At 52.5% G+C, this 24,939-nt stretch carries 22 protein-coding genes, 7 tRNA genes and 1 pseudogene; 21 read left to right on the top strand and 9 right to left on the bottom strand.

All coding sequences use genetic code 11. The annotated features are described in order from the left end of the window. The first annotated feature begins 24 nt into the window (after window positions 1-24). Window positions 25-2,046, top strand: a complete 2,022-nt coding sequence (lysS, locus tag ESZ91_RS01435; protein WP_129223380.1) for a lysine--tRNA ligase — start codon at window positions 25-27, stop codon at window positions 2,044-2,046. 41 nt (window positions 2,047-2,087) lie between these two features. Here the strand turns inward: lysS and ESZ91_RS01430 are convergent, their stop codons facing one another. Then, window positions 2,088-5,090 carry a UvrD-helicase domain-containing protein gene (locus ESZ91_RS01430; protein WP_129223378.1) on the bottom strand — a complete coding sequence of 1,001 codons (3,003 nt, stop codon included), beginning with the start codon at window positions 5,088-5,090 and terminating at the stop codon, window positions 2,088-2,090. 15 nt (window positions 5,091-5,105) lie between these two features. Continuing rightward, window positions 5,106-5,582, bottom strand: a complete 477-nt coding sequence (locus tag ESZ91_RS01425) for a GNAT family N-acetyltransferase (protein WP_201270834.1) — start codon at window positions 5,580-5,582, stop codon at window positions 5,106-5,108. 208 nt (window positions 5,583-5,790) lie between these two features. Between ESZ91_RS01425 and ESZ91_RS11910 the strand changes: the two are divergent. From ESZ91_RS11910 to ESZ91_RS01390, 7 genes and pseudogenes are all read left to right on the top strand, one after another. After that, window positions 5,791-6,291, top strand: a pseudogene (locus tag ESZ91_RS11910) (collagen-like protein); the annotation flags it as partial. 601 nt (window positions 6,292-6,892) lie between these two features. Next, window positions 6,893-7,135 (top strand): acyl carrier protein, encoded by a 243-nt coding sequence (locus tag ESZ91_RS01415; protein ID WP_161970998.1) that lies wholly within the window; start codon window positions 6,893-6,895, stop codon window positions 7,133-7,135. Next, window positions 7,132-8,574 (top strand): class I adenylate-forming enzyme family protein, encoded by a 1,443-nt coding sequence (locus ESZ91_RS01410; RefSeq protein WP_129223369.1) that lies wholly within the window; start codon window positions 7,132-7,134, stop codon window positions 8,572-8,574. The genes ESZ91_RS01415 and ESZ91_RS01410 overlap by 4 nt, the downstream gene beginning before the upstream one ends. A gap of 2 nt (window positions 8,575-8,576) precedes the next feature. Next, on the top strand, window positions 8,577-9,443 hold the full coding sequence (locus tag ESZ91_RS01405) for a hypothetical protein (protein WP_129223367.1): 867 nt from the start codon (window positions 8,577-8,579) through the stop codon (window positions 9,441-9,443). 130 nt (window positions 9,444-9,573) lie between these two features. After that, window positions 9,574-10,395, top strand: a complete 822-nt coding sequence (ku, locus tag ESZ91_RS01400) for a non-homologous end joining protein Ku (RefSeq protein WP_129223365.1) — start codon at window positions 9,574-9,576, stop codon at window positions 10,393-10,395. A gap of 84 nt (window positions 10,396-10,479) precedes the next feature. Beyond that, complete coding sequence (locus tag ESZ91_RS01395) at window positions 10,480-10,953, top strand: hypothetical protein (RefSeq protein WP_129223363.1); 474 nt, start codon at window positions 10,480-10,482, stop codon at window positions 10,951-10,953. A 112-nt stretch (window positions 10,954-11,065) separates the two neighbouring features. Continuing rightward, window positions 11,066-13,141, top strand: coding sequence for a glycoside hydrolase family 36 protein (locus tag ESZ91_RS01390; protein ID WP_129223361.1), 2,076 nt, complete (start codon window positions 11,066-11,068; stop codon window positions 13,139-13,141). An 18-nt stretch (window positions 13,142-13,159) separates the two neighbouring features. Here the strand turns inward: ESZ91_RS01390 and ESZ91_RS01385 are convergent, their stop codons facing one another. After that, window positions 13,160-14,038, bottom strand: coding sequence for an AraC family transcriptional regulator (locus ESZ91_RS01385; RefSeq protein WP_129223359.1), 879 nt, complete (start codon window positions 14,036-14,038; stop codon window positions 13,160-13,162). A gap of 125 nt (window positions 14,039-14,163) precedes the next feature. On the opposite strand from ESZ91_RS01385, the gene ESZ91_RS01380 reads away from it, so the two are divergent. Then, window positions 14,164-15,642 carry an L-fucose/L-arabinose isomerase family protein gene (locus tag ESZ91_RS01380; protein WP_129223357.1) on the top strand — a complete coding sequence of 493 codons (1,479 nt, stop codon included), beginning with the start codon at window positions 14,164-14,166 and terminating at the stop codon, window positions 15,640-15,642. A gap of 41 nt (window positions 15,643-15,683) precedes the next feature. On the opposite strand, the gene ESZ91_RS01375 is transcribed toward ESZ91_RS01380, so the two are convergent. The 4 genes from ESZ91_RS01375 to ESZ91_RS01360 form a co-directional block, all read right to left on the bottom strand. After that, on the bottom strand, window positions 15,684-16,277 hold the full coding sequence (locus ESZ91_RS01375; protein WP_129223355.1) for a TetR/AcrR family transcriptional regulator: 594 nt from the start codon (window positions 16,275-16,277) through the stop codon (window positions 15,684-15,686). Window positions 16,278-16,299: 22 nt separating this feature from the next. Further along, entirely contained in the window at window positions 16,300-16,653 is a 354-nt protein-coding gene (locus ESZ91_RS01370; protein ID WP_129223353.1) for a dihydropteridine reductase, read from the bottom strand. 293 nt (window positions 16,654-16,946) lie between these two features. Further along, window positions 16,947-17,037, bottom strand: a tRNA-Ser gene (locus ESZ91_RS01365). A 158-nt stretch (window positions 17,038-17,195) separates the two neighbouring features. Next, entirely contained in the window at window positions 17,196-17,699 is a 504-nt protein-coding gene (locus ESZ91_RS01360; protein WP_129223351.1) for a 4'-phosphopantetheinyl transferase family protein, read from the bottom strand. Window positions 17,700-17,746: 47 nt separating this feature from the next. Between ESZ91_RS01360 and ESZ91_RS01355 the strand changes: the two genes are divergently transcribed. Both ESZ91_RS01355 and ESZ91_RS01350 read left to right on the top strand, forming a co-directional pair. Continuing rightward, a complete protein-coding gene (locus tag ESZ91_RS01355; protein WP_129223349.1) occupies window positions 17,747-18,208 on the top strand; it encodes a C-GCAxxG-C-C family protein in 462 nt (153 codons plus the stop codon). Window positions 18,209-18,267: 59 nt separating this feature from the next. Continuing rightward, entirely contained in the window at window positions 18,268-18,777 is a 510-nt protein-coding gene (locus ESZ91_RS01350; RefSeq protein WP_129223347.1) for a ferritin-like domain-containing protein, read from the top strand. Between the two features lie 16 nt (window positions 18,778-18,793). Here the strand turns inward: ESZ91_RS01350 and ESZ91_RS01345 are convergent, their stop codons facing one another. Then, complete coding sequence (locus ESZ91_RS01345) at window positions 18,794-19,531, bottom strand: TIGR03915 family putative DNA repair protein (protein ID WP_129223345.1); 738 nt, start codon at window positions 19,529-19,531, stop codon at window positions 18,794-18,796. Beyond that, window positions 19,528-20,784 carry a putative DNA modification/repair radical SAM protein gene (locus tag ESZ91_RS01340; protein ID WP_129223343.1) on the bottom strand — a complete coding sequence of 419 codons (1,257 nt, stop codon included), beginning with the start codon at window positions 20,782-20,784 and terminating at the stop codon, window positions 19,528-19,530. The genes ESZ91_RS01345 and ESZ91_RS01340 overlap by 4 nt, the downstream gene beginning before the upstream one ends. Window positions 20,785-20,966: 182 nt before the next feature. Between ESZ91_RS01340 and ESZ91_RS01335 the strand changes: the two genes are divergently transcribed. The 10 genes from ESZ91_RS01335 (at window position 20,967) to ESZ91_RS01290 (ending at window position 24,848) form a co-directional block, all read left to right on the top strand. Then, complete coding sequence (locus tag ESZ91_RS01335; protein ID WP_129223341.1) at window positions 20,967-21,638, top strand: response regulator transcription factor; 672 nt, start codon at window positions 20,967-20,969, stop codon at window positions 21,636-21,638. Next, the gene (locus tag ESZ91_RS01330; protein ID WP_129223339.1) at window positions 21,635-23,074 is read left to right on the top strand and encodes a sensor histidine kinase; all 1,440 of its coding nucleotides are present in this window, start codon (window positions 21,635-21,637) and stop codon (window positions 23,072-23,074) included. Before ESZ91_RS01335 ends, ESZ91_RS01330 begins: the two co-directional genes overlap by 4 nt. A gap of 76 nt (window positions 23,075-23,150) precedes the next feature. Then, window positions 23,151-23,738: an RdgB/HAM1 family non-canonical purine NTP pyrophosphatase gene (gene rdgB, locus ESZ91_RS01325; RefSeq protein WP_129223336.1), complete on the top strand. Its 588-nt coding sequence runs from the start codon at window positions 23,151-23,153 to the stop codon at window positions 23,736-23,738. Further along, the gene (locus tag ESZ91_RS01320) at window positions 23,735-24,214 is read left to right on the top strand and encodes a YfcE family phosphodiesterase (protein ID WP_161970997.1); all 480 of its coding nucleotides are present in this window, start codon (window positions 23,735-23,737) and stop codon (window positions 24,212-24,214) included. The genes rdgB and ESZ91_RS01320 overlap by 4 nt, the downstream gene beginning before the upstream one ends. Window positions 24,215-24,318: 104 nt before the next feature. Then, a tRNA-Gly gene (locus tag ESZ91_RS01315) sits at window positions 24,319-24,392 on the top strand. Window positions 24,393-24,423: 31 nt separating this feature from the next. After that, window positions 24,424-24,500 (top strand) — tRNA-Arg (locus ESZ91_RS01310). 9 nt (window positions 24,501-24,509) lie between these two features. After that, window positions 24,510-24,586 (top strand) — tRNA-His (locus tag ESZ91_RS01305). Window positions 24,587-24,597: 11 nt separating this feature from the next. Next, window positions 24,598-24,672: transfer RNA gene (locus ESZ91_RS01300), tRNA-Gln, on the top strand. A 21-nt stretch (window positions 24,673-24,693) separates the two neighbouring features. Next, a tRNA-Lys gene (locus tag ESZ91_RS01295) sits at window positions 24,694-24,769 on the top strand. A 3-nt stretch (window positions 24,770-24,772) separates the two neighbouring features. Beyond that, a tRNA-Lys gene (locus tag ESZ91_RS01290) sits at window positions 24,773-24,848 on the top strand. Window positions 24,849-24,939: the final 91 nt, after the last annotated feature.

Below are 24,939 nucleotides of genomic sequence, written 5' to 3'. Positions count from 1 at the left end.
TATCGTGAGACAAGGAGCTTTACAATGTATTGGGCAGATAAAATTGCGGAAGAGATCATCAAACGGAATCCCGAAAAGGAGGAGTACGTCTGCGCGGCGGGCATTTCGCCCTCGGGTTCCATTCATATCGGAAATTTCAGAGATATCGCCACGAGTTATTTCGTGGTGCGCGCGCTGCAAAAGAAAGGGCGCAAAGCCAAACTTCTCTTTTCCTGGGATAACTTCGACAGGTTCCGCAAAGTGCCCGCCAACGTGGCGGCGGTCGTGGGGAAAAACGCCTACGACAAATACATCGGCATGCCCTACGTGGATATTCCCGACCCCTTCGGCGTTGAAAAAAATTACGCGGAGCATTTCCAGAAAGAGTTTTTAAACTCTTTCAAAGCTTTCGGCATCGAAATGTGTTTCCGCTCGCAGGCGGACGAATACCGCGGCGGCAAGTACGCGGAGCAGATCGTGTTTGCCCTGCGTCACCGCAAGGAGATATTCTCCGTTCTGGACAAGCACCGCACGCAGGACTCCACCGAAGAGGAAAAGGAAAATTATTATCCCGTCAATATCTATTGCCCCCATTGCGGCAGGGATACCACCAAAGTCGTTTCCTTGTCCGAGGACTGCACCAAGGCGCATTTTACTTGCGAGTGCGGCTATGAGGGCGATTTCGACTTTACCAAGGATTTCAACTGCAAACTGCCCTGGAAGGTAGACTGGCCCATGCGCTGGATGCACGAGGGCGTGGATTTCGAGCCGGGCGGCAAGGATCACGCCTCGAAAAACGGTTCCTACGACACCGCAAAGGATGTTTCCAAGGGGATCTTCGGCTACCGCGCGCCTCTCTTTCAGGGATACGAATTCATTGGTATCAAGGGCAATATCAACGTCGGCAAAATGTCGGGGTCCAGCGGCCTCAACATGACGCCCGAATTTCTTTTGAAACTTTATCAGCCCGAAGTCATTTTGTGGCTGTATTCCAAGACCGAACCCCTCAAAGCCTTCGATTTCTGTCTGAGCGATGAAATATTGCGCCAGTATTTCGAGTTCGATAAGTGCTATACGGCGTACAAGAACGGCACCGCGAATGAAACCGTCGCCCGCATCATGGAAAACTGCGAAGTGGCGGGCCGCAAGATCGATACCGTTCCCATGACGCAACTCGTAGAACTCGGCAGCGTGGTGGACTTCAATCCCGACCTGATGGAGGCGCTCTTTACCAAAATCGGCACGCCGTATAAAAAAGAGGAATTCGCGGAGCGTTTCGCCATCGCCAGATTCTGGCTGAAAACGTGCGCGCCCGAAAACGAATACATCATCAATTCCAAGCGCAACTGGAAGTATTACCGCGATCTCGACGAGAGCGAGCGCGCGGAGATCAAGATGCTGCACGATTACCTTTCAAAGGGCGGCTATACGCTCGATTCCGTGCGCGACGAATTGTACGCTATTCCCAAGCGTGTATTCCCCGACGCGGCGGAGGATATGGACAGGCTCAAAGGCCTGCAAAGCGCGTTTTTCAGGCACGTGTACAATCTGATGATCTCCCGCGATAAGGGTCCGCGCCTGTATCTGTATCTGTTTGCGGTAGAGGCGCAGCGCTATCTGAAACTGTTCGACTTTTCCCTGCCCGAATCGGAAGATCCCGACGCGGCGGAAGAGGTGGTTGCCGAAGAAGAAAAGTGCGAGTCTGTCGAAGAGAAATACGTGCAGGCGCCTTCGCCCGTCAAGCCGCAGATCCAATTGGACGACTTTGCGAAACTCGATCTGCGCGTGTGCAAGGTGCTTTCCTGCAAGGCGATGCGCAAGGCGAACAAGTTGTATAAGATCGTCGTGCACGACGGCATGGGCGAGCGGACCATCGTGTCTTCGCTCGCAGACGATTACACGCCCGACGAACTCGTCGGCAGGCAGATCGTCGTGCTCGTCAACCTCGCCCCGCATAAATTCGCGAACGAAATGTCGGAAGGCATGCTGCTCGCCGCCGTCAATGAGGACGGTACGAGTAAAGTTCTCACCGCCGAAGGCGCCGAAATAGGCTCCGACGTGCATTAAAAAAAAGGAACGGTAAATACCGTTCCTTTTTATTTGCAAAATTAAAACATGGAAAGTTGCTGATATTGGGGGCGTTCGACGGCTTGTTCTTTTTTCAGGGAGGCGGGAAGTTCAGGGAGGAACAAAGAATGCGGAGCGCGGCAGGTGAGGATCAGCTCTTCGCTCGCCCGCGTGAGCCCTACGTAAAAGAGACGGCGCTCTTCTTCGATATCCGTTCCCTCGGCCGTTTCCAGCGGCAGCGCTTTTTCTGTCAGCCCCGAGAGGAACACGACGGGAAATTCCAGTCCCTTTGCGCCGTGCAGCGTCGTTAATCGCACCGCGCCCGCGGCGGCGTTTCCCTCGGTTACGAGCACGTCGCCCTCTCTTCCCAAAAACGTCGCGTCGAGGAATTCGCGCATATCCGCATAGTGCGCGGCGGCGACGAGCGATTCGAACGCGGCGGAAGAAAGGTGCATCCGTTCGCGCCAGAGCGCGAGCACTTTGCGCGGTCTGCCTTTGATATGGGGCAGGAACGCATTTGTAAGCGCTTCCATATTTTCCGCACCGACGAATTCCGCTGCGCGCGCCAAAGTTTTTTCATTCGGGGATAACAGAGAAGCGAAGAACGCGAGCGTGCCGCTCACTTCGGGCGCCTCTAAAAAATCCGTCTTTGCAGAGGAAACGCAGGGGATATCGTCGTGACGCAGACAGCGCTCGATGGCGTTTAACTGCCGATGTGTGCGCGCGAGCACGGCGATCTCTCCGAACGAACGCAATTTTTCCTCGCGGCCTTTGCCGAGCATATCCAGCCCGCCCGTCATCTTCGCGATTTCTTTGGCGATGAATATTCCCTCGGACAGTTCGGACGCGCATTCGACGAGCCGCACGGGCGCGCCCGATCTCAGCATGGGCGTAAGGGCGCGTTCGCCCGCGTTGTGCGAGATCACGTGCATGGCGCAGGAGAGCACTTCTGGCGTGGAGCGGTAGTTTTCTTTGAGCCGAACGACCTCCGCATCGGGGTAATCACCCAAGAGACGCGAAAAACAGTTTGACGCCGCGCCGCGGAAAGAATAGATCGCCTGATCGGGATCGCCGATGGCGAAAAGATTGCCGTTCGTGCCCATCCAGCGGCGTATCAACTCGTATTGGGCAGGGTTGATATCCTGAAATTCGTCCACGTGCAGATAGCGGAACTGCTTTCCCGCAAAGTCGCGTTCGAGCGCCTTTGCGATGAGGTCGTCGAAGTCGAGCGCGCCCGCTTCGGCAAGATAAGCATTATACGCCGCGATCACCTGTGCGAATTCGGTGGTTTTGCCGTTTTTATGCGCGGAAACAAGATTGATAAATTTCTGCGGGGTGAGTTTCAAGCCGAATTCCTTGACGACTTTTTCAGAAGTTTTCAGCAAAAAAGCGCGGTCGGCGAGCGTGTATTCGTCCTTTAAATAAGAATAACAGATAGAATGGAACGTGCCCACGGTGATTTTGTCCGCGGCCCTTTTGATTTTTGCCGAAAGCCTCTCCCGCATTTCCGCGGCGGCGCGTACCGTAAACGTTACGGCGGTGATCTCTTCGGGTCTGACTCCGCGCTCCACCAGCCGCGCGATCCGCTCCACCAACGTAAAGGTCTTGCCTGTCCCGGGGCCCGCAATGACTGCGATGACGCGCGCTTTGCCTGTCGCTGCCGATAACTGCTCGGCGTTTATGGATTTCGGTCTTGTCGCCTCGTCGAGGATCTCTTGCTCCTGCCGTACGTTTTTTTGTACGGTCGGCTCGCATTCGGTCACTGCAAGGGGGATCTCGTCCAAAAAGGAGAGTTGCCCGCTGGAATTTTTCAGTTCGTCGGGCGTGAACAGTCCGATCTTGCCGTATTCGCCGTCGAAACCCGCCGTCTTGATGACGCGGCCCTCGCGCAGTCTTTTGACGCCTTCGGCAATGCGCTCGCCGCCCGACGTTTTGATATCGGAAAGAGTGCGAAGTCTTAGGATATCCGCCTCCGTGCCCAGATCTTTCAAAAGTTTGCGATATACGCGGTCGGTCTTGTCGCCGCCCGCGGAGATTCCCAGTGACGCGGAGATCACTTCGGGCAGGGGAAGGAGATGTTCGAAGGGGACCGCCCTTTCGGGAAGGTAGTCCTCCCCGCGCACGGCGAGTTGTTCCAGTCGGTTCAGCACGCCGATCGTGATCTTTTTGCCGCAGATCGGGCAACGTCCGCCTAAGTCGCGCGTTTGTTGCGGCGTCAATCGCAGATTGCAGTTGCGGTGCCCGTCCAGATGATATTTTCCCTCTTCGGGAAAAAATTCGATGGTTCCCGCAAAACCTTCGCCCGTATCCAGCGCGCGTTTGAGCGCGGGATAAGAGATTTCCGTATCGAGCAGATTGCATTCTCTGCCTAATTTCGAGGGGGAGTGCGCGTCGGAATTGGATATCATGGTATAGCCGTCGAGCATCGCCACGCGGCGGTTCATCAGCGGGTCGGAAGAAAGCCCCGTTTCCAAGGCGCGGATGTGCGGGGAGAGGTCGCCGAAACATTCTTCTATCGTATCGAATCCCGAAAAAGCGCCGAACAGCGAAAAGTGCGGCGTCCAGATGTGCGCGGGGATAAAAACCGCGTCGGGGCAGACGTCCAGCGTGATCGCCAGAAGATCTTTGGAAGAAAGCCCCAAAATCGGGCGCCCGTCCGAATGAATGTTGCCGATCGCCTCCAATTTCAAAGCGAGCCGTTCCGCGGCGTCGAGCGAGGGGAGCAGGATGACGTTATGTACTTTCCGCACTTTTCCATCCTGCTTGTAAATGCAACTGATCTCGCCCGAGATCACAAAGCGCGGCGAAACGGAAAAATCGCAGAAATCCGCAAGGCGCAAGTTTTCTTTGAGCCGATACAGTCCCTCTTCGGCGGGGATCAGGGCGTTTTCCATCTCCTCCCGCCAGGCGGGATGGGTAAAATCGCCCGTGCCCACGAGCGAAATGCCCTTGCGTCGCGCCCACAGATCGAGATTGGGAAGATCTCCGTTTTTGCTCGTCGCGCGCGAATACTTGGAATGAATGTGCAGATCGGCTATGTACATAGTTTTCTCCTGAAATTAATATCGTGTGTTTCGTTTATTCCGCAGGCTTGAAAACGGAACAAAGTGCGCCCCGTCGTGCTCGCCGATGATTTTTTCCATCCATACGACGTCGTACCACTGTCCGAATTTAAAGCCGCATCGTTCGAATTTTCCCGCAAAACGATACCCCATCGCGCGGTGAAAATCGACGCTGGCGCGGGTGAGAGTGCCGTCCTCGGCTTCCCTGTACGCGATGCAAGCGTAGAGGTTGGTCACGAATTGTCGTTTTAAAATATTTTCCATAGACTCGTAAAGTTTTCTCCCCACGACCCCGCGGCGACAGTCTTCTTTCACATAGACGGACGTTTCGGCGGCGCGGGCATAAGCGGGGCGCGCATACAGTTTTTCGGCGTAGGCGTAACCCGCAATTTCGTTCCCCGATTCGGCGACGAGCCAAGGATGATCGGCCGTCTTTTGTACGTAAGGCGCATACAGCGCGCGGATTTTTTCCAAATCCGCTGTCGCGGATGTAGATTTCGTTTTGCATAAATTCATTATACCAATTTTTGGGAATAGTGTCAATGGCGAAATAAAAACAGCCGAACAAAAGTTCGGCTGTTTTTGTATTTCGTGCCGTTCACGTCGGGAGGCTTGGCAAAAATTTATGTAAAATCATATATTATAAGGGATAATATCCCCTGTTACCAAGGAGGAATAAAAAATGTTTGATTATGATAGCAGAAACGGTTGTATGAACGTCCGGCCGAATTTTGGCTGTGCGGATAATTGCGGTTGCGGCTGCGCGGGCGTCGTCGTGGGGCAGAGGGGAAAAACGGGGCCGCAGGGTCCCGCCGGAAGAACGGGCGCGACGGGGCCTACGGGGCCGACAGGACCTTCCGAAACCATCGCGATCCGCAATACCGTCACTGCGGAGCCGGGAACTGCCGCCGCGGTCGTCGACGTGACGGGCGGCCCCAACCACGTTTTAGATTTTGTCATTCCCAGAGGCGCCACAGGAGCGACGGGAGCAACGGGCCCCACAGGAGCAACGGGAGTGACGGGCGCGACGGGCGCGACAGGAGCAACAGGAGCAACAGGAGCAACAGGAGCAACAGGAGCGACGGGAGTTACGGGAGCCACAGGAGCGACGGGAGTTACGGGAGCCACAGGAGCCACAGGCGCGACGGGCGCGGACGGACAGAGAGGGCCGATTGCCGCGACAATTCCTTTCAGCCTTTCTAACGTAAACAGTTCGGGTGCCCAAATTTCGACAGACGCGCAGGGGAACCCGCAGCAGGTAACCTTTGCGGGGTTCGGGGGCGACAGCGGTTACGGCCTATATTTACAGCCGGGCGAATGGGCGTCCGGCTCCATTACCATTACGGAAAGCACTGCGTATCCGAGTTCTTTTGTCATGCCCTTCGACGGCACTCTGCGGAATATCTACGCGTTGTTTGCAAACCGCCAGCAGTTAAATCTGGAGGAGGGCGTGACCATGCGTCCCTTCGTCTGCATCGCCGTCAGCAACAGCAACGCGCTGGTCTTTAACGTATTGCAAAATACGATCGTTTACGGCGAACCTTACGTCGGCGGTTCGTCGATTCCCAAATACAGCGTCCGCAAAGGCTCGTTGACGGGCCTCGACGTTTCGCTGCCTGCAGGAACGCTTGTGACCATCGTCGGCGGGTGGCAGGGCGAAAGCGAGGGGGCAGAGCAGTCCACGCAGATCTCTTTCAGCGGCGGTCTGTTCATCGAATAATGCAGGAGGAGGGAATGCGTCCGACCGCATTCCCTTCGGATTTTATATTTCAAGGAGGTCGACTGTGTCGATACGGGAAAAGATCATTCAAAAAATCGACGAAAAAAAATACGGAGACTTTGCGGTTACCGACGAAACGGATCTTTATCGGGATCTTCGTTTCGATTCGCTCTCCTTTATCTGTCTTATCACGGAGATCGAGGATCTCTACGATATCCGTTTCGGCATGACGGAAATGGACGCGTGTCTGCGTGTTGGCAAGTTCATTGAACTTGCCGAACAAAAAGTCGGGGAGCGCCGCGCATGATCAGAAATTTACTCATCGACCGCACAAACTGGTCGGGCGCCGCGATTTTGGGCGAAACATCCTGCACCTACCGCGATCTTGCGCGGCAGGCGCTTGCGATTTCGGAAATACTGGCGGAAAAAGACGATAAGAACGTCGCGATATTTCTGCCCGACGGAGAGCGTTTCGTTGCCGCGCTGTTCGGAGTATTCATGGCGGGAAAAGTTGCTTTTCCCCTCAATGCGGGCATGACCGCGCACGAAATTCTGCCGCTTTTGGCGCAGGCAGACGTGCATACTGTGATTACGGATAAAAAGCACGGCTCCATGTTCGGAAATTTTTCCGCCGTGCTCATGGAGGAGATCGTACAAACGGAATGGAACGGGCCGCTCTATCCCGTGCGCGAAGCACCCGCTCCGCAGAAAACGCTGCTGCTTTTGGCAACGTCGGGCACGACGGGGCGCGCGAAACTCGTCGAGATCAGCGAAATGAATCTCGATTACTGCGTGCATTCGTATATCGACAAAATGGATTACGGAAAGTACGAGACGGGCAAGATACGTTACCTCATCGCAACGCCGTACTCTTCCGTTTACGGCCTGCTCATTCTTACCGTGTGCCTCGTCAAATCCTTTCCCGTCGTAACGATGTCGGGCGGTTTTTCGCTGCCGCGCTTTTATCAGACCGTGCAGGACTATAAAGTTACGCATAGCGAAGGCGGCACGATGACGGGGATTCTGATGGAGCAGACGGCGGGCCGTCCCGTACCGTACGACGTTTCGTCCCTGCGCTATTTGGGGTTGGCGGGCAGCAAGATCGAGGAAGACGTACTGAAACGGCTGGCGGCGGCGTATCCGCGCATGGAGTTCTGGACGGGGTACGGCATGACGGAGGCATCGCCGCTCATCGCCAAACCCTATAAGGTCATGGACGCGCGAAAACTCGCCTCCGTCGGGACGGCGCTTCCCGGGGAAGAAATCCAAATCTTTGCGGACGGCGTTCTGACTGCCCGTCCGCACGTGATGGGAGAGATCGTCGTTAAAGGACCGAACGTGATGCTCGGTTACTATCGAAACGAGGAAGCGACGCGCGAGATCGTGCATGGCGGACGGCTGTACACGGGCGATATCGGCTATCTCGACGAAGAGGGGTATCTCTATATCTGCGGACGCGTCAAAAACGTGATCATCGTGCGCGGGTTCAACGTGTATCCCGAAGAAGTGGAATCTTGTCTGCGGTCCAGCGGACTCGTCAGAGAGTGCGTCGTTTACGGCGAGAACGCGAAAGGGGAGAGCGAGAACGTATGCGCGGACGTGGTCGCACGCAATGAAAGCGTCCGCGCGGAAACGCTGCGAGCCTATTGCGCCGAACATCTTTCCGCGTATAAAGTGCCGCAAAAAATTTCGCTCGTCGAAACACTCGAAAGGACGGCGACGGGCAAGGTCAAAAGGGGAAAATAAATTTGGAACTGTTCGATTTTCAGGGGTTGAACTGCTATTCGAACTGCATCGTGAGCGCGGCGCACCGTTTGAAAGTAAATTGGGCGAACGCCTTTGTCTCCATGTGGTCGGAAACGGATTTTCGGTACGATCCCGTACGCAAGACGTATCTGTCGCGGCGCATGATCGACGATCTCGCGCGGTCGGGCGCGCAGATGCGCATATATCTGTGCGCTTCGCCGCAAGACGCGGAGGAGGCGTTTTCGCACGTCGAAGAGGGCGAAGTGTTTCTCGTCGGCATGGACGCCTTCGACCTGTCGTGGGCGCCTCTGTACAACTTGATGCACGGCCCGCACTATTTCCTTGCGCAAAAGCGCGCGGAGGGCGAATTTCCGTGTTTCGATCCGACCTATTCTTTGCAAGGCGTTTCAATCTCGCAAAAAATCGTCCTCGAGCGCGCTTTCGATATCACGCGGCTGCGCAAAATTCCGCCTGCGCCCGATGATTCATGTCCGAAAGAGTGCGTGCGGCGCGAATGCCGCGCCGCCTTGAAGAGTCATCCGATTTTATTGCAGGCGTTCGGGCATCGTATCGAAGAATGCGCGGTGCGGGACGGGGAACGGGCGGCGCTTGCCGCGAGATATGCCGACGCTCTTATTTCCAACCGATATCTTTTCCGATATTACCTCGAAAAGCACCGGTTGATCGGCGCGCTCGATTTGTTTTCCGATAAAAAATTTTACGCAAAATGGACGGCGGTTAAAAACGGATTTTATAAAGTTTCCGTTTCCGCCGCGAAAGAATCGCTCCTTTTCGAACTCGGCGAGCGAGTCGAGAGCCTGCTCGGCAGAGAAATGCGCGCGGCCCGGAAATTTTCCGAGAACGTATAAGAAAAATTTTTAAACTTTTTTTGTCGAAGCGGTTGAGCCTCGGCTACGCTCGATCAAAATTCGCTCGCGCTCTCTGCGGAAAATAAATAGAATCGGAAAAATAAGTCATACTATTTTCGGGAGGAAAAGTATGGCTTATTCTTATAAGGGGAGCATCAGTTTCGGGTTGGTGTATATTCCCGTTACCTTGCACAGCACCATCAAAAACAACGATATAGGTTTCAACATGATCGACAAAAAGACCATGTCGCGCGTGAAATACAAAAAGACCTGCGCCGACTGCGACGGGCGCGAAGTCAGACAGGAAGATATTGTCAAGGGCTACGAGTACGAAGAAGGTAAATACGTGCTCTTCGACGAAAAAGATTTCGAAAAACTGAAATCGAAAAAGGACAAAAACATCACCATCGAGCAGTTCGTAAACCTTGCCGAAATAGACCCGCTGTATTTCGACAAACCCTACTACGTTGCGCCCACGGGCGCGGAAAAGGCGTTTGCCGTGCTTTTATCCGCCATGGAAGAGGAAGGAAAGGCCGCCGTCGCCAAGACTGTTTTGGGCACGAAAGAAACGCTCATCGCGATCCGCGCCAAAGACGGGCAGATGCTCCTGAATACGCTGTTTTTTGCGGAGGAAGTGACGAAAAACCCCGCGAAAGAGATCAAAAACGAGGCGAGCGAGGCGGAGATCAGGATGGCGAAGACCATCATCGAGAGCATGACGGGCAAGTTCGAGCCCGAAAAATATAAGGACGAATACCGCGAAAAGGTGCTCGCCGCCATCGAACAGAAAATTTCGGGCAAGGAGATCAACTCGCCCAGGGAAAGAAGCGAGGGCAAAGTCATCGACCTGATGGACGCATTGCAAAAGAGCCTCCTTGCGGTGAAAAAGCCCGCGGCGAAAAAAGCGGCGCCTGTCAAAAAAACTCCGCCCAAAAAGAACAAAGCGCTGTAAACGATTAAAAATTCCGATATATTCTCCAAAACGGTTGAAAGCGCCGCAAGATTGTGTTAAAATAAAGCAAAAGGGAGATGCGACATGAAAAAATCTAAAATCTTTTGCCTGGCGGCAGTCGCCGTCCTGCTGTTTACTTTGGCTGCATGCGGCGGCTATACTTCCAAAATTTACGACAACGCGCAAAAATGGATCAAAAAAGACGTGTTGGAGAGCAACATGACGAAAGCGCCCGACGCGGAAGACTCCGACTTGCCGAAAGAGATCTGCCGTCTGATCGACAGTCGGGAAAAAAGCGACGAGTACTTTTCGGATCTGCCCGTAGACGTCGATTTTTCCAAAGAAAAGATGATCCTGTACTTTTATACCAGTCAATATATGGGGCGCAGTTATAAGATCAATAAAATGGACGAAATGGGAAACACGCTGTATCTCTACATCAAACCCGAACATAAAGACGTCGGGTCGGGCGACGCCTCCGTTCCCGCGCAGCGGTGCCTGCTCGTCGTCACGAATAAAACGAACGTAAAAAACGTGAACGTCGTCCTCGAAGAATAAAGGCAAAAAGAGTTGAACCGCGGTTCAACTCTTTTTAATTTTTAAACGCCGCTTGACAGGCCGTCGCTTGTATGTTAAAATTTGTAAGATTTCATTCGAGGAGAAATTTCATATGCAGTATCTGAAGAGCGGCTCGCTGTTTGCGGAAAAGGACGAAGAGGGGCGGTTCGTATACATAGGCACAAAGCCGGATCACGCGCCGTTGCCCGCATACTGTCGGGAACAGCCGTTCGCAATCGATTACGCGATCAACGAGCGCGGCGAGGAGATCTACGGCGCGGGAGAAAATTTTTCCCTGAGGGAGAGTTCCGAAAAGATTTCCGTCTATACGTCGCAGGACGAACGGGCGGAAGTGAAAGTATTGCAGAAGATCTATCGCGGCGTACTTTCGCAAAAGGTGACCCTCACCAATCGCAGCGGCGGGAAACTCTGTTTAAAACAGTTGTATAATCAATTCGGCGGCATTGCGACCGACTGCATATCCGACAATTATCTTACGCGCGCGGAGATCGGCGTCGTGCGCGGCGAGTGGGGCGGCGAAGGTCAGTTGCATTGGGAAAGTCCCGAAACGCTCGGACTGTTCCGCGCGACGGGTCACAATACCCGCTGTACGGGCGAAATTTGTTCCCCCGCCTCGTACACCACGCGAAAATATTCCCCGCTCGTATTTTTCCGCGATATAAAGACGGGCTGCGTCTGGGCGGTACAGCATCTCCCCGAGGGGCCGTACTGCATGGAGATCGGTCTCACGGACGCGGAACGCGTCGAGGGCAGCGCCTATAAAATAGCCTGCGGCGCGGGCAGCAGCGAAAAGCACGGCTTTCGGCTGTATCTCGCGCCCCGAAAAAGTTATACCTGCGCCGAAACGCTGATCACCTGCGCGCCGTCTTTGGAGGGCGCGATCGAAAATCTCAATGCTTACCGACGCCGTTATCTGAAAAAACATCCACGCGCGCCGCTCATGTTCAACGATTATATGAACAGCCTTTGGTGCAACCTGCGCGAAGATAATTGCCTGTCCCTCCTCGGCGCCGCCCAAGCCGCGGGCGCGGAAGGGTATTGTTTTGACGACGGTTGGTACCGCGCCGCCGACGTGAACGGAAGCACGCATCTGGGCGACTGGATCCCCTGCGACGAGCGGTTCGGCTCGCGCACCTTCGCCGAGATGATAGAGGAGATACGAAACCGCGGCATGATCGCGGGGCTTTGGACGGAGTTGGAAGTGTGCAGTCCGTTGTCCGACGCCGCAAATTTCCCCAAATCGTACTTTCTCACCAACGAGGGCGAGCGCATTTTCCGCTGCGGAAGATATTATTTCAATTTTGCCAATAAACAAGTGCGGGAATATCTCATGGGTCGCCTCCGCCGCATTTATGCAATGGGTATCCGCTATATCAAGAACGACTACAACGGACATCCCGGCTGCGGCGTAGACTGGAAGGGCGCGTCGCCATACGCGGGGTTGGAACAGCACTGCCGCGCGGTGCAGTCGTTTTACCGCGCCGTGCGCAAAGAATTTCCCGATCTGATTTTGGAAAACTGCGCGTCGGGCGCCATGCGTGCGGACGGGCACATGATGGAAAATTTCGATACGCAGAGCATTTCCGACTGCGAGGAATACGACAAGATGCCCTCTATTATCAACGGCGCCGAACTGTGTCTTCTGCCCGAGCAGATCTCGGTGTGGGCGTATCCCTATCCGCGCGTATTCTGGGAAATGAACGGGGACGAATATCTCACGCCTGCGTATATCTCGGAAAGGAGCGACGGCGAAGAAACGATTTTCAATATGATAAACGGCATGATGGGCAATATGCTCCTGTCGGGCAAGATCGACGTCGCGGACGAGGAAAATTTTCAACTCATACGCCGCGGCGTGGCGCTGTTGAAGGAATGGCGGCCGTTCGTGGACAATGCTTCGCCGATCTACCCGCTCGGCTGCGCGCGGCTTACCGACAGAAATTCCTTTGTCGCCCACGGTCTGAAAAGGGGAAAAACGGTCCTTCTCGCCGTATGGCGGCGCGAAGGGCAGGAGTCTCGCGTATTCGTGCCGCTCGGCAAAATCACCGCCGTGCGCGAACTGTACCCCTGCCGCGATCGCATTACGGAAAAGAGCGGAGACGGGATTTTCGTGACCCTGCCCAAACGCAATCAAGCGGTTTTGCTGGAAGTGACCGTGCGCTCCTGACGGCCTTGCGCGCAACATTTACGCTCTGAGATTTTGCCATTTTTTCCGAAATGCAAGGGGAGTCGTGTGTTCGTATCTTTTGAAAAGCGCGATAAAATATTCGGTGTTTTCGTAGCCGAGCATTTCGGAAATTTCCGAAACCGACCGATCCGAAAATCGCAAAATTTCTTTTGCGTAGGAGATCCGTTTGGTGGTAACGTATTCTTTAAATCCGATGCCGAAATATTTTTTAAAATCGCGGCATAGCGCATATTTATTCCGTCCGAACGATTTTGCAAGCCGTTCCAGCGAAATCGTTTGGCAGAACCGCCGATCGATCTCGCCGCGCAGTTTCAGCATATGTTCGGGAACCGTATTGGGCGAAAAGGCAGCAGGCGTTCCCGAAAGCAGCAATTCCGAAAGCAGTTCGGACAACAGCCGGAAAGATAATATGTCGCTCTGGGGCGAGGGGCGGCGGTTGATTTCGTTGAGCCGCGTCATGATATTTACGCATTCTTCGGAACGGATTTTTGTGGCGACGCCCTCATTTTGCGCGGAGAAGTAATTGAAAAATCCACGCGCGTCGGCGCCGTAAAAATGCACCCATAAAAAATCCCAGTTTTCTTTCGACTGCGCAAAATATTTATGCCGCGGTTTACAGTCGATGAAAAATACGTCGCCTTTCTTTAAGCAATACCGACGATTCTGGTATTCCAGCGCGCCTTCGCCCGATAAAGTCAAGAGTATCAAAAAGGAGTGCAGTCCCTCTCTTTCGGTAAAATACGGCTGAAACGTGGAGAATTTTCCCGTTTCCTGCACGTAGAAAAGAAAATTTTTCAATTCGTTCGAGGGCGTTACAAACAGTCGCTCCGATTCTTCGGTCCAACTGCAATTCAAATTTTCGAGGATCTGATTCATAATCGAATTATAGCAAAGAAAAAATTAGTTGTCAATAAAACTATATTTTTAATCAAATTCCCGCCTTGAAATCATGCCGCGATCGTGCTATAATACGTTCAAAACGATCGAACAGGGAGGGCTTTATGAAAGCAAGAGTCGGTATATATTCGGTGGGATTGGAAACTTACTGGAGTCAGTTTGCGGGCTTTTTCGAGCGGGTGCAATTCTATAACAAATTCATCGCGGAAAAGATGAGTAAGATGGGCGCGGAAGTTTATAATTTCGGTGTCGTCGACAGCGAAGCGAAGGCGCGCGCCTGCGGCGAATATTTCAACGCCCAAAACGTGGATATCATCTTTCTGCATTGCGCGACCTACGCAACGAGCGCTGCCATCGTGCCCGTGCATAAGATTTGCAAGGCAAAGACGATTCTATTGAATTTGCAGCCGTGCCGTCACGTCGCGTATGAAACTACAACGACGGGCGAGTGGCTGGCGCATTGCAACGCCTGCGTCGTGCCCGAGATCTGCAACGCGTTCAACCGCTGCGGCCTGCAATATGAGGTGATCAGCGGATTATTGGGGCTGCCTGAAACGCCGAAAATTTCTTTGACGGACGAGAATACGGAAAATTCGCCCGAAGCGATCCGCGCATGGAAGGAGATCGGGCAGTGGATCGCTGCGGCCGGCGCGGTCCGCACTTTACAAAATACGCGTTTCGGCTTTTTGGGGAACACTTATTCGGGAATGCTGGATATGTACAGCGATTTCACCATGCTGACGGGGCAATTGGGATTGCACGTGGAAGTGCTGGAAATGTGCGATCTGAAAAGTTGTTACGATACGGTGACCGACGGCGACGTGCGCGGAATGACGGACAAGATTCGAGATTTTTTCCGCATTACGGGAGATTCTCCCTCCGAGCCGTTGGCGCGAAAGCCTTCCGCGGAACAACTCGAATGGTCTGCGAAAGTGGCGGCTGCACAGGAAAAACTGGTAAAGAAATTCAATTTGGGTGCGCTCGTGTATTATTACCACGGCGCGGAAGGAACGGAATACGAAACGCTGCAAAAGGGCTTTATCGTAGGTTTTTCCCTGTTGACTGCCGCGGGCGTGCCGTGCGCGGGCGAAGGAGATTTAAAGACGGCGATCGCCATGAAGATCTGCGACACGCTCGGCGTCGGCGGCAGTTTTTGCGAGATCGTTACGACCGATTACGATGACGGCACGATCCTGTTGGGGCACGACGGACCATTCCATATACAGATCGCGGAAGGGAAACCCATTTTGCGCGAAATGGGGTTGTATCACGGAAAACGCGGCGCGGGTATTTCCGTAGAGGCGAAGGTGCGCCGCGGCGACGTGACGAATCTGGGACTGACGCAGACGGGTGACGGGAAATTAAAACTCATCATCAGCGAAGGCGTTTCTACGGACGGGAAGATCATGACGATCGGAAATACGCAGACGCCCGTACGCTTTCCGACGGATCCCGATACGTACATGGAAACCTGGTTTGCCGAAGCGCCCACGCATCATTTCGCGATGTCCGTCGGCAAAAACGCGGCTCTTTTCGAAAAAGTAGCCAAACTGTTGGATGTTCAGTATATAGTTCTTTCATAAAAAAGCGGTGCGGCGTATTTACGCCGCACCGCTTTTTAAAATTATTTAATTTTGCTATCATGCAGAGAGAGCCGTACGATGAGGTTGGCAACCTGTTCTGCGGGCATTTCGCAATCGGTTTTGACCCATTCGCGCAGAACCGCCGCGATGCCGTTAACATAGTAGGCAGCATAAAAAGGTCGTTCTTCTTTTGGGACCGCAAAGCGCTTCATGATCGGCTCGAATACATGGCGGTACATTTTTTTGACCGTACTGCCTGCATTCAGCGCGTACGGCTGGCGGAATGCCGCGCGCATCACGTGTTTGTTTTCGAAAACAAAATTTAAATAGGGGAGAAGATAATCGTTTGTCAGAAAAATCAGTTCGGAAAGCGGGCTTTCATCGATTTTTGATATGATCTCGGGAGTTTGCCCTTCGAAATACGAAAGAAATGTTTGATTCAGACGCTCTAAACTTTCGGCAAGCAGGTCATCCATCTTTTCGTAATGCAAATAAAACGTAGAACGATTCACGCCCGCCTTTTTGCAGACCTCTTTTACGGTGATATACTCGTAGTCTTTGTGTTCAAGAAGGCGCATCAATGCTTCGTCCATCAGATTTGCGGTATTGAAATATTTGCTCTCCGCCTTGTTCATACCTTCTCCTTTGACGAGCACGTCAGTCTTCGCTGATTTCTTTTGCCAGTGCGATTACGTCGGCTGCGTATTTTTGTTTTCCTTTTTCCAATATTTTTTTGTACAGCGGATAATTTACGGAAGCCCCTGCAATGCCGACTAAGCCGAGTACGATGCCGAACGCCGTCATCGCGACCGAGCCGCTTCCGATGACCTGCATCGAAAGGCACATGCCGATGCCCAAAATTAGTGCCGAAACGATGCCGAAAGTATAGGAAAATATTTTTGAGGGGCGCTTCGCCTTGGCGTCCAGTTTTTTCAGCGACAGTACCTTAGAAGTTGCCTTCGCCGCATACTCGTTTGCGATGGATTCCGCATAAATTTTGTCTGTGTTCAAGATTTTTACCTCCTTTTGATTACGGTAACATTGTAACACGTCGTTGCCTGATTTTGAACGACAAAGAAGGGATAATGTGTTGATTTAAGGGCAATTATATAAAAATTACGATATAAAAACTTGGAATGCAATTTGATACGATAAAAAATCAAGGTGACGAATTTGTTAACAGCATCAGTAAAAAGGATAAATCGGATAATCACGATGACAAGTTAATGCGCGATAATGTGAAATATTGTCATCACATTGGAAAATGAAAAGAACCTAAGCCGAGATCCGACTTAGGTTCTTGTTGGCGCAGAGAGAGGGATTTGAACCCTCGGTACCCTTACGAGGTACACACGATTTCCAGTCGTGCGCCTTAGGCCGCTCAGCCATCTCTGCAAAACTACCATATTATTTTATAGTGTTTTACAGTTTTTGTCAACGGTTTTTAAGGGCGCATTCAAGAAAATTATTTATAATGGGCAGTTTGTCATATGTGCGCGCGGATGAATCGCCGTCAGAGAAATTTCCGGGCTGAAACAGGGGGGAGAACGAAATTATATTTTTCGGATATTTAATTTGGAATAATGACCGCAGACGGCGAGCGTGTAGTTCCCGATCTTAAAGCAGAGAACGGGAAGTTCCTGCAAATTGCCGCAATAGTGGATCTTTCCTTTGCAGTATTCCACGCGCCGCCAATCGGAGGCGAGCGTTAAGCCGAGATATTTGATATACGCCTCGCGCGCGGTCCAGTGCTCGTAAAAATCGCCCGTGCAATGGATCTCGCGCTTTTCCCGCTCGGAAAATTTGGAAAGTACGGCAGGGCGCGCCTTGCCGTCCAGACATTCGCAGTCCAGGCCGACCTGACGTTTTCCTACGGCGAGCGCCAAAAGCCCCTTGCTGTGCGTGGCGTTGAAGAAAACTTTGTCGCCTTTTATGTAGGGCTTGCCGTTAATCGATTTACAAATTTCCGCATTTGGTATATTATAATACTTGTGAAGAATTTGCTTGATAAATTGTTCCGTGTCCGTTTGTTCAAACGTATAAAAAATATCTACCATATCTGTATTATATCATAAATCGCATAAAAATCAAGGAGTTTTTGAAAATGAGCAGAGCTGACTTGGCAAAGTCCAACTTCATGAAAGGGTACAATTGTTCGCAGGCGGTTTTGTTGGCGTTTGCCGACCTTGCGCATCTCGACGAAGAAACGGCGCTGAAAATTTCCTCATCGTTCGGCGGCGGCATGGGCCGCATGCGCGAAGTGTGCGGTACCGTGAGCGGCATCTTTATGGCGGCGGGCATGATCTTTTACGATGCGGGCGCGCCCGCGGCGAAAGAAAAGAGCAATCAGTACGCGATCGTGCAGGAACTGGCGCGGCGCTTTAAAGAGAAAAACGGCAGTATCATCTGCCGCGAACTTTTGTCGGGCGTCCATACCGATTCCACGCCCGTAGCCGAAGCGAGGACGGAAGGCTACTATAAAAAGCGTCCGTGCGCGGATCTTTGCTACGACGCCGCCGAGATCCTGGAAGATTATCTCCGCGAACGGAGCGTCATCGGCGAATAATTTCACACCCTCCGTCTCTTGTCGCATATACTGATAAAAAGCGATTCGGGAGGTTACAGGTGTCAGGTTTACAAGTGGATCTGCCTTATCCGAGCACGACGGATTTTATGCGCGACGAGTGCAGCGTGCGCATCATTTCCCCCGCCTATGCGGGCGGCGCGAGCGAGATGACGGCGATTTTACAATATATTTATCATGCGGTGCATTTCGACTGTGCGGGAAACAAAAAATTCGCACGTATATTGCGGGATATCGCGATCACGGAAATGCATCATTTGGATATGCTGGCGGAAATGTTCTGCGCGATGGGCGTGAGCCCGGTTTACAGCGCGTGTCCGCCGTGCTTTTGCGATTTTTATTCGACGCGCAACGTCAGTTATTCCTGCACGCCGCAGCGCATGATCATGGACGACATCAACGGGGAGCGCGAGGCGATCCGCGATTACGAGAGGATGCTCTGCAAACTGAAAAACGAGCAGGCGGGCGCGGTGATCTCCCGCATCATTCTGGACGAACAACTGCATTTGGAAACATTGAAACGTATGCTCGACGAACTCGTGAATTGCTGAAAGAAAAGCGGTAGAATTACCGCTTTTTTGTTTTTTCGGGCATATATTTCCAATATCGCACGGGCATATATCCCTTCATCTGTTTTTCGTGCGGGCGTTCGGCAATGTTCACCGATTCGTAATATTGGATCCAGAGCGCCTGAAAAGCTTCCTCATAATCGGATAACTCAACGCTGACTTCGTCGTCCGTCCGTACGAGAACGCAGTCTTTTTGATTATAAAGCGCGGCGAGATTCCGTTTGGTATCGTGAATGATAAACGGCTGGTTTTTCAAGCGCGCGGTAAAGTGGGGGACGAGCAACTCCAAAATATCGTTGTCCGATTCGAAGGGGGCGTAAAAGACGCCGTTTTTTCCCTCCATAAAGCGTAGGAACCCCGACATCAGGTGGATCTCGCCGCGCACCTTTCGCACCGATTCCATGGCGGCAATGACGGCGGGCTCGGATAAGCGGTCGCGCGCGGGCGCTTTGAGGCGCACGATGCGCCTAAGATATTCGAGCGCGATCTGCTCTTTCCGCGCGTCTCCCCGCCGAAGAATCAGATCCAGTTCCTCTTCGGCGTGTTTGTCGAACCGGCGCAGTTTTTTCAGTACCCGTTCCGCTTTTTCCTCGTCCGTCCGCACTTCGACGACGTTGCTGTCGAAAGCGAGTTGTACGTTTTTCTGCGAGGTGACGGTGCAGTTTTCGTCCGCATAGGCAGAAAAAACCGCGGTATAAAAACATTGCGGGGAACCGTCTACGAGATAAATGTTCATAATTGCCCCGTCAGCGCGCTTAAAGTTAGTTCGGGCGTGGAAAACATGGACAATTGCTCGTATTTCTCGCTCTTTTCTTCGAGCATGAGCATGGTACGCACGTTGGAAATATTTTCGCTGCCGTAAAACTTGCCCTTGCAGGTGATAAAATGCCTTGCGCGTTTCAAAACGATGCGCATTTTGGCGAGCATCTCGAAATCCAGAGCATTGTATTTGCGCGCTTTCATGATCTTATAGGCGCCGATATTGCCGATGCCAGGCACGCGCAGCAGCATTTCCAGCGGCGCCGTGTTGACTTCCACGGGAAATAACTGCATATTTTTGAGCGCCCAGGCGCATTTCGGATCGTATTCTTCGGGCAGATTTTCGCCGTCGCCCGCGATCTCGCCCGCGTCGAACCCGTAAAAACGCATGAGCCAGTCCGCCTGATACAGTCTGTGTTCGCGGAGCAGCCCCGCGCTTTTCGCGGGCAGGAGAGAGTGCGCCACCACGGGAATATAGGAGGAATAGTACACGCGCTTCAAGGAGAATTTACGGTACATCGCCTCGCTGAGTTTTAAAATTTGGCCGTCCGATTCGGGCGAGGCGCCCACGATCATCTGCGTCGTCTGCCCCGCGGGCAGAAATTTTTGGCGCTTGCCCTTTTCTTCGTTCGCCTCCCGTTTTTCCAGCGCGAGTTGTCGCATGGGCAGAAGTACGCTCTCCTTGTTCTTTTGCGGCGCCAGAAGTTTCAGGCTTTTTTCCGACGGTAATTCCACGTTATAACTCATGCGGTCGGCGTACATCGCCGCGCGCGAGGTGAGCAAGCGGTCGGCGTGGGGAATGCCTTTGAGATGGATATAGCCGTTGAAATGGTAGACTTCGCGCAGTTTGACGACCGTTTCCAGCATTTTTTCCATGGTCGCGTCGGGCGAGCCGTCCACGGCGGAGGAGAGGAACAGTCCCTCTATATAATTTCTTTTGTAAAAACTGATGACGAGTTCGCAGATCTCGTCGGGCGTGGCAGAGGCGCGCGGCACATCCGCCTCCGCGCGGTTGGGACAGTACAGGCAGTTGTACGCGCAGCGGTTGCTCAAAAGGATCTTCATTAGCGAGATACAGCGCCCGTCGGGCGTGAAAGAATGGCAGATGCCGCACGCCGCCGCATTGCCCATGCCGTCCTTCGTGTTCTGCCGCCGCGAGCCCGAAGAAGAGCACGATACGTCGTACTTGGCGCTTTCCGTTAAAATTTTCAGTCTTTCTATATCGATCATATCACAAAAACCCGAACAAATGTTTATATTTTGATTATAGTACGCCAAAAGGTAAAAGTCAAATGATTTCCGAAAAAATTTTACTTTTTCACTTGTTTTTCATCGCCTTATGGTTGTATAATAATATTGGGCGTTTATAATGAACCGACAGCCTGCAAAGGCAAATTACGGAGGATAGGAAAATGCGAGTTTTGATTGTGGACGACGAGGCGATGATACGCAACGTTTTGAAAGAATATGTGGAATTCGAGGGCAACGAGGCTTTCGAGGCGTCCGACGGGATGCAGGCGGTAAAGTTGTGCAAGGAAAACGATTACGACATTATTTTGATGGACGTGATGATGCCCATGCTCGACGGGTTTTCGGCGGTCAAGGAAATTCACAAGAACAAGGATATCCCCGTCATCATGCTCTCCGCTCGCGGGGAGGAATACGATAAACTGTTCGGGTTCGAAATGGGCGCGGACGATTACGTGACCAAGCCTTTTTCGCCCAAAGAGGTGATGGCGCGCATCGCGGCGGTCACCAAGCGGCACAAGGCGGGCGCGGCGGGGCAAAAGAGAGAGATCGAAAAATTCGAAGGGCTGGAGATCGACATGAAGGGCCGCAACGTATATGTGGACGGACAGAAACTCGAACTGACGCCAAAAGAATACGAGCTTTTGTTTTATCTCGTAAAAAACAAGGGCATCGCGCTCTCGCGCGAAAAACTGTTGTCCGACGTGTGGGGCTTCGATTTTTACGGCGACGACCGCACGGTGGACACGCATATCAAAATGCTGCGCAGCAATTTGAAAGAATACAGAAAATTTATCGTTACTTTGCGGGGACTGGGTTATAAATTCGAGGCATGAGGCAACATCGGCGTTTCAAAAGCATTAATTTCATATTGTGGGTCAGTTTTCTCGCGTTTGCTGCGTTCATACTCATCTTGACCTGGGTTTTCCAGATCACGCTTTTGCGTACGTTTTTAACCGTACAGGTCAAGGACGAGTTGGAATCTTTCGGGAGAGAGATCTATCAGACGCTGGAAAGAATGTCGCCGCAGTCCTCGCAGGTGATCGACGGCTATATCCTCTCCAAAGAAAACGATAACCGCGCCACGGATATTTTTATCCTGAATTTGGAGGACGGGGGAAAACTGCACCCTTCTTCCGAGGACGGGCAGTTGGTCACGGGCGTCGCTTCCGATCAGTTCGAAAAGGTCAAGGAAAAACTGGCGGACAGTCCCTATGGGGACAGCGTCATCGTCCAGATTTCCGGCTCCTCCTACGTCTATGCCGCCAAAATGGCGATGATGACGGCGGGATCGCCCGAAGTGACGGACGTCTGTCTGTATATCAGTTATTCCACCGTTCTCGCGGATAAGACCGTGGGCAATATGCAGTTGCAACTCGTGCTCATTTCGCTCATCGTCATTTTTGTCGCCCTGATCATTTCTGGATTGTTGTCGATGGAACTTACCAAACCTATTTCTCAGATTTCCCGCGCCGCCAAGCGCATGGCGACGGGCGATTATTCGGTGGATTTCCAGGCGCAGTATTCCTATGCGGAAATGAACGCGCTCGCGGAAACGCTCAACTACGCGAAAGAGGAGATCAGCCGCGCCGACGAGTTGCAAAAGGAAGTGCTCGCCAACGTGACGCACGATTTAAAGACGCCGCTCACCATGATCAAGGCATATGCCTCGATGATACAGGAGATCTCAGGCGACAACCCCGAAAAGCGCGAAAAACACACGCAGGTCATCATCGACGAAACCGACAGGCTCACCGCGCTCGTCAATGATATCCTCAAAATGTCCAAGATCCGTTCGGGCATGGACACGCTGAAAACGGAAGAGTTCAACTTATCGGAATTCATTCATACCGTTCTCGAACGCTTTGAATTTCTCACGGAAACGCAAGGGTACACGATCGTGCGCGACATAGACGACGAACTGTACACCCGCGCCGACAAGGATAAGATCGAGCAGGTCGTGTACAATCTCATCGGCAACGCCGTCAACTATACGGGCGACGACAAAAAGATCACCGTTTCCCTCCACAGAAAAAACGAAAAGATCCGCTTTTCCGTCACGGATACGGGCAAAGGCATTCCTCCCGAGGAATGTTCCACCATCTGGGAGCGCTATTACAGTTCGGCGGAAACGCATAAACGGCCCATCAAGGGTACGGGGCTGGGGCTCTCCATCGTAAAGACCATTCTCGTGAAACACGGGTTCGGGTTCGGCGTGGACAGCGAAGTGGGCAAGGGCAGTACGTTTTTCGTCGATTTCCCCGATTTATAAAAGAAGGGCGTACGCCCTTCTTTTTCTTGGTAATAAACGCTTGAAAAAAAGAGCGGGAAATGTTACAATACTGTTTATGGAAACCATTGTTGCAGCAAGCGGAAACAAAGCGAAGATCCGCGAAATTCAAGAAATTTTTCAGGGCTTTACCGTGATTCCCATGCAGGAAGCGGGCTTTTTGGGGGACATCGAGGAAAACGGTTCCACCTTTACGGAAAACGCGCTCATCAAGGCGCGCGCGGTCAGCGAAAAATTGGGCTGTATCGCACTTGCGGACGACAGCGGTCTGTGCATGTACGCGTTGCGCGGCGCGCCCGGCATTTACAGCGCGCGGTTTTGCGGCAGGCACGGCGACGATAAGGCGAACAACCGTCTGCTGCTCGAAAAACTGTCCGACGAGACCGACCGCCGCGGCTATTTCGAAAGCGCGGTCGCCATTTGTTTTCCCGACGGGCGCACGCTCACCGCGTCCGGCCGTACTTTCGGCGTCATTTTACCCGAAGAACATGGTGAGAACGGATTCGGTTACGATCCGCTGTTTTTCAGCACCGAGATCGATAAATGTTTCGGGATCGCGAGCGCAGAGGAAAAAAACGCTGTTTCTCACCGAGGCAGGGCTCTGCGCGCCTTGGCGGAAAAGATGCGGGCCGAAGGGATTTTATGAAAACGGTGGTCGTGATCTCCGATACGCATCGGAACGTCGCGCCGCTTTCGCAGATTTCTCAAGTCCTGTCTGAATGCGACATCATTGTGCATCTCGGGGATATGGCGTCCGACGCGCGCGAACTGATGCGCACGTATCCCGAAAAGACGTACGTTTTGGCGGGCAACAACGACTTTTTCGGCGGCGCGGACGAAGTTGTGATCGACGTGGAGGGACGCCGTATATTTGCCTGTCACGGGCACAGATACGGCGTAAAAAGCGGTACGGAAAGACTTGTCGCAGCGGCGAAAACCAAACTGTGCGACATTGCGCTCTACGGTCATACGCACGAGGCTGAAACGAGGGAAGAGAACGGCGTACTTTTGATCAATCCCGGCTGTATGACGCGGTATTCTTATAAAAAGAGTTATTGTTATCTCGTTGTCGAAAAAACGAAAGCGGTCGCGACGCTTGTCGAAATTCCCGAACGGGGATAGGTTTCGGCGGTGAGAAAATATTATTGGAAAAATCTGAAAACAGAATGAAAAATGTTTGACAAGAAACCCGCATTTTGGTATAATCCTATATGCGTTGTGCAGATGCGGGTGTAGTTCAATGGTAGAATTCCAGCCTTCCAAGCTGGTTGCGTGGGTCCGATTCCCATCACCCGCTCCAAATACACAAGAGAGATAAGAGCGTCATGTATGCGCCTGTAGCTCAGTTGGATAGAGCAATGGCCTTCTAAGCCATGTGTCAGGAGTTCGAATCTCTTCAGGCGCGCCAAATTTTATGGCGGGTGTAGCTCAGTTGGTTAGAGCGCCAGATTGTGGCCCTGGAGGTCGTGGGTTCGATTCCCTTCGCCCGCCCCATAAAATTTCATTGGGGTATAGCCAAGCGGTAAGGCACCGGATTTTGATTCCGGCATTCGTAAGTTCGAATCTTGCTACCCCAGCCATTTTTGCAAACAAGTTATTACGGTCCATTAGCTCAGCTGGCAGAGCACGTGACTTTTAATCACGGTGTCCCGCGTTCGAATCGCGGATGGATCACCATACGCACCTTTAGCTCAGTTGGTAGAGCAACTGACTCTTAATCAGTGGGTCCCCGGTTCGAGCCCGTGAAGGTGCACCAAAAGCGTTCAAGAGTAAGTTTTGGACGCTTTTTTTTCTTTTAAAGCGGGTTTGTCTAGGTTATTTGCATGTCAAATAAGTGTCAAACGCTG

The sequence above is a fragment of the Candidatus Borkfalkia ceftriaxoniphila genome (assembly GCF_004134775.1).
Lineage (GTDB): Bacteria > Bacillota > Clostridia > Christensenellales > Borkfalkiaceae > Borkfalkia > Borkfalkia ceftriaxoniphila.
This window is presented reverse-complemented; position numbering and strand designations above follow the sequence as displayed.

Excerpts from the sequence above, each read along its gene's own strand:
- lysS (WP_129223380.1), top strand. The coding sequence starts at position 25 with ATGTATTGGGCAGATAAAATTGCGGAAGAGATCATCAAACGGAATCCC.
- ESZ91_RS01430 (WP_129223378.1), bottom strand. The coding sequence starts at position 5,090 with ATGTACATAGCCGATCTGCACATTCATTCCAAGTATTCGCGCGCGACG.
- ESZ91_RS01410 (WP_129223369.1), top strand. The coding sequence starts at position 7,132 with ATGATCAGAAATTTACTCATCGACCGCACAAACTGGTCGGGCGCCGCG.
- ku (WP_129223365.1), top strand. The coding sequence starts at position 9,574 with ATGGCTTATTCTTATAAGGGGAGCATCAGTTTCGGGTTGGTGTATATT.
- ESZ91_RS01395 (WP_129223363.1), top strand. The coding sequence starts at position 10,480 with ATGAAAAAATCTAAAATCTTTTGCCTGGCGGCAGTCGCCGTCCTGCTG.
- ESZ91_RS01390 (WP_129223361.1), top strand. The coding sequence starts at position 11,066 with ATGCAGTATCTGAAGAGCGGCTCGCTGTTTGCGGAAAAGGACGAAGAG.
- ESZ91_RS01385 (WP_129223359.1), bottom strand. The coding sequence starts at position 14,038 with ATGAATCAGATCCTCGAAAATTTGAATTGCAGTTGGACCGAAGAATCG.
- ESZ91_RS01380 (WP_129223357.1), top strand. The coding sequence starts at position 14,164 with ATGAAAGCAAGAGTCGGTATATATTCGGTGGGATTGGAAACTTACTGG.
- ESZ91_RS01375 (WP_129223355.1), bottom strand. The coding sequence starts at position 16,277 with ATGAACAAGGCGGAGAGCAAATATTTCAATACCGCAAATCTGATGGAC.
- ESZ91_RS01360 (WP_129223351.1), bottom strand. The coding sequence starts at position 17,699 with ATGGTAGATATTTTTTATACGTTTGAACAAACGGACACGGAACAATTT.
- ESZ91_RS01355 (WP_129223349.1), top strand. The coding sequence starts at position 17,747 with ATGAGCAGAGCTGACTTGGCAAAGTCCAACTTCATGAAAGGGTACAAT.
- ESZ91_RS01345 (WP_129223345.1), bottom strand. The coding sequence starts at position 19,531 with ATGAACATTTATCTCGTAGACGGTTCCCCGCAATGTTTTTATACCGCG.
- ESZ91_RS01340 (WP_129223343.1), bottom strand. The coding sequence starts at position 20,784 with ATGATCGATATAGAAAGACTGAAAATTTTAACGGAAAGCGCCAAGTAC.
- ESZ91_RS01335 (WP_129223341.1), top strand. The coding sequence starts at position 20,967 with ATGCGAGTTTTGATTGTGGACGACGAGGCGATGATACGCAACGTTTTG.
- ESZ91_RS01330 (WP_129223339.1), top strand. The coding sequence starts at position 21,635 with ATGAGGCAACATCGGCGTTTCAAAAGCATTAATTTCATATTGTGGGTC.
- rdgB (WP_129223336.1), top strand. The coding sequence starts at position 23,151 with ATGGAAACCATTGTTGCAGCAAGCGGAAACAAAGCGAAGATCCGCGAA.
- ESZ91_RS01320 (WP_161970997.1), top strand. The coding sequence starts at position 23,735 with ATGAAAACGGTGGTCGTGATCTCCGATACGCATCGGAACGTCGCGCCG.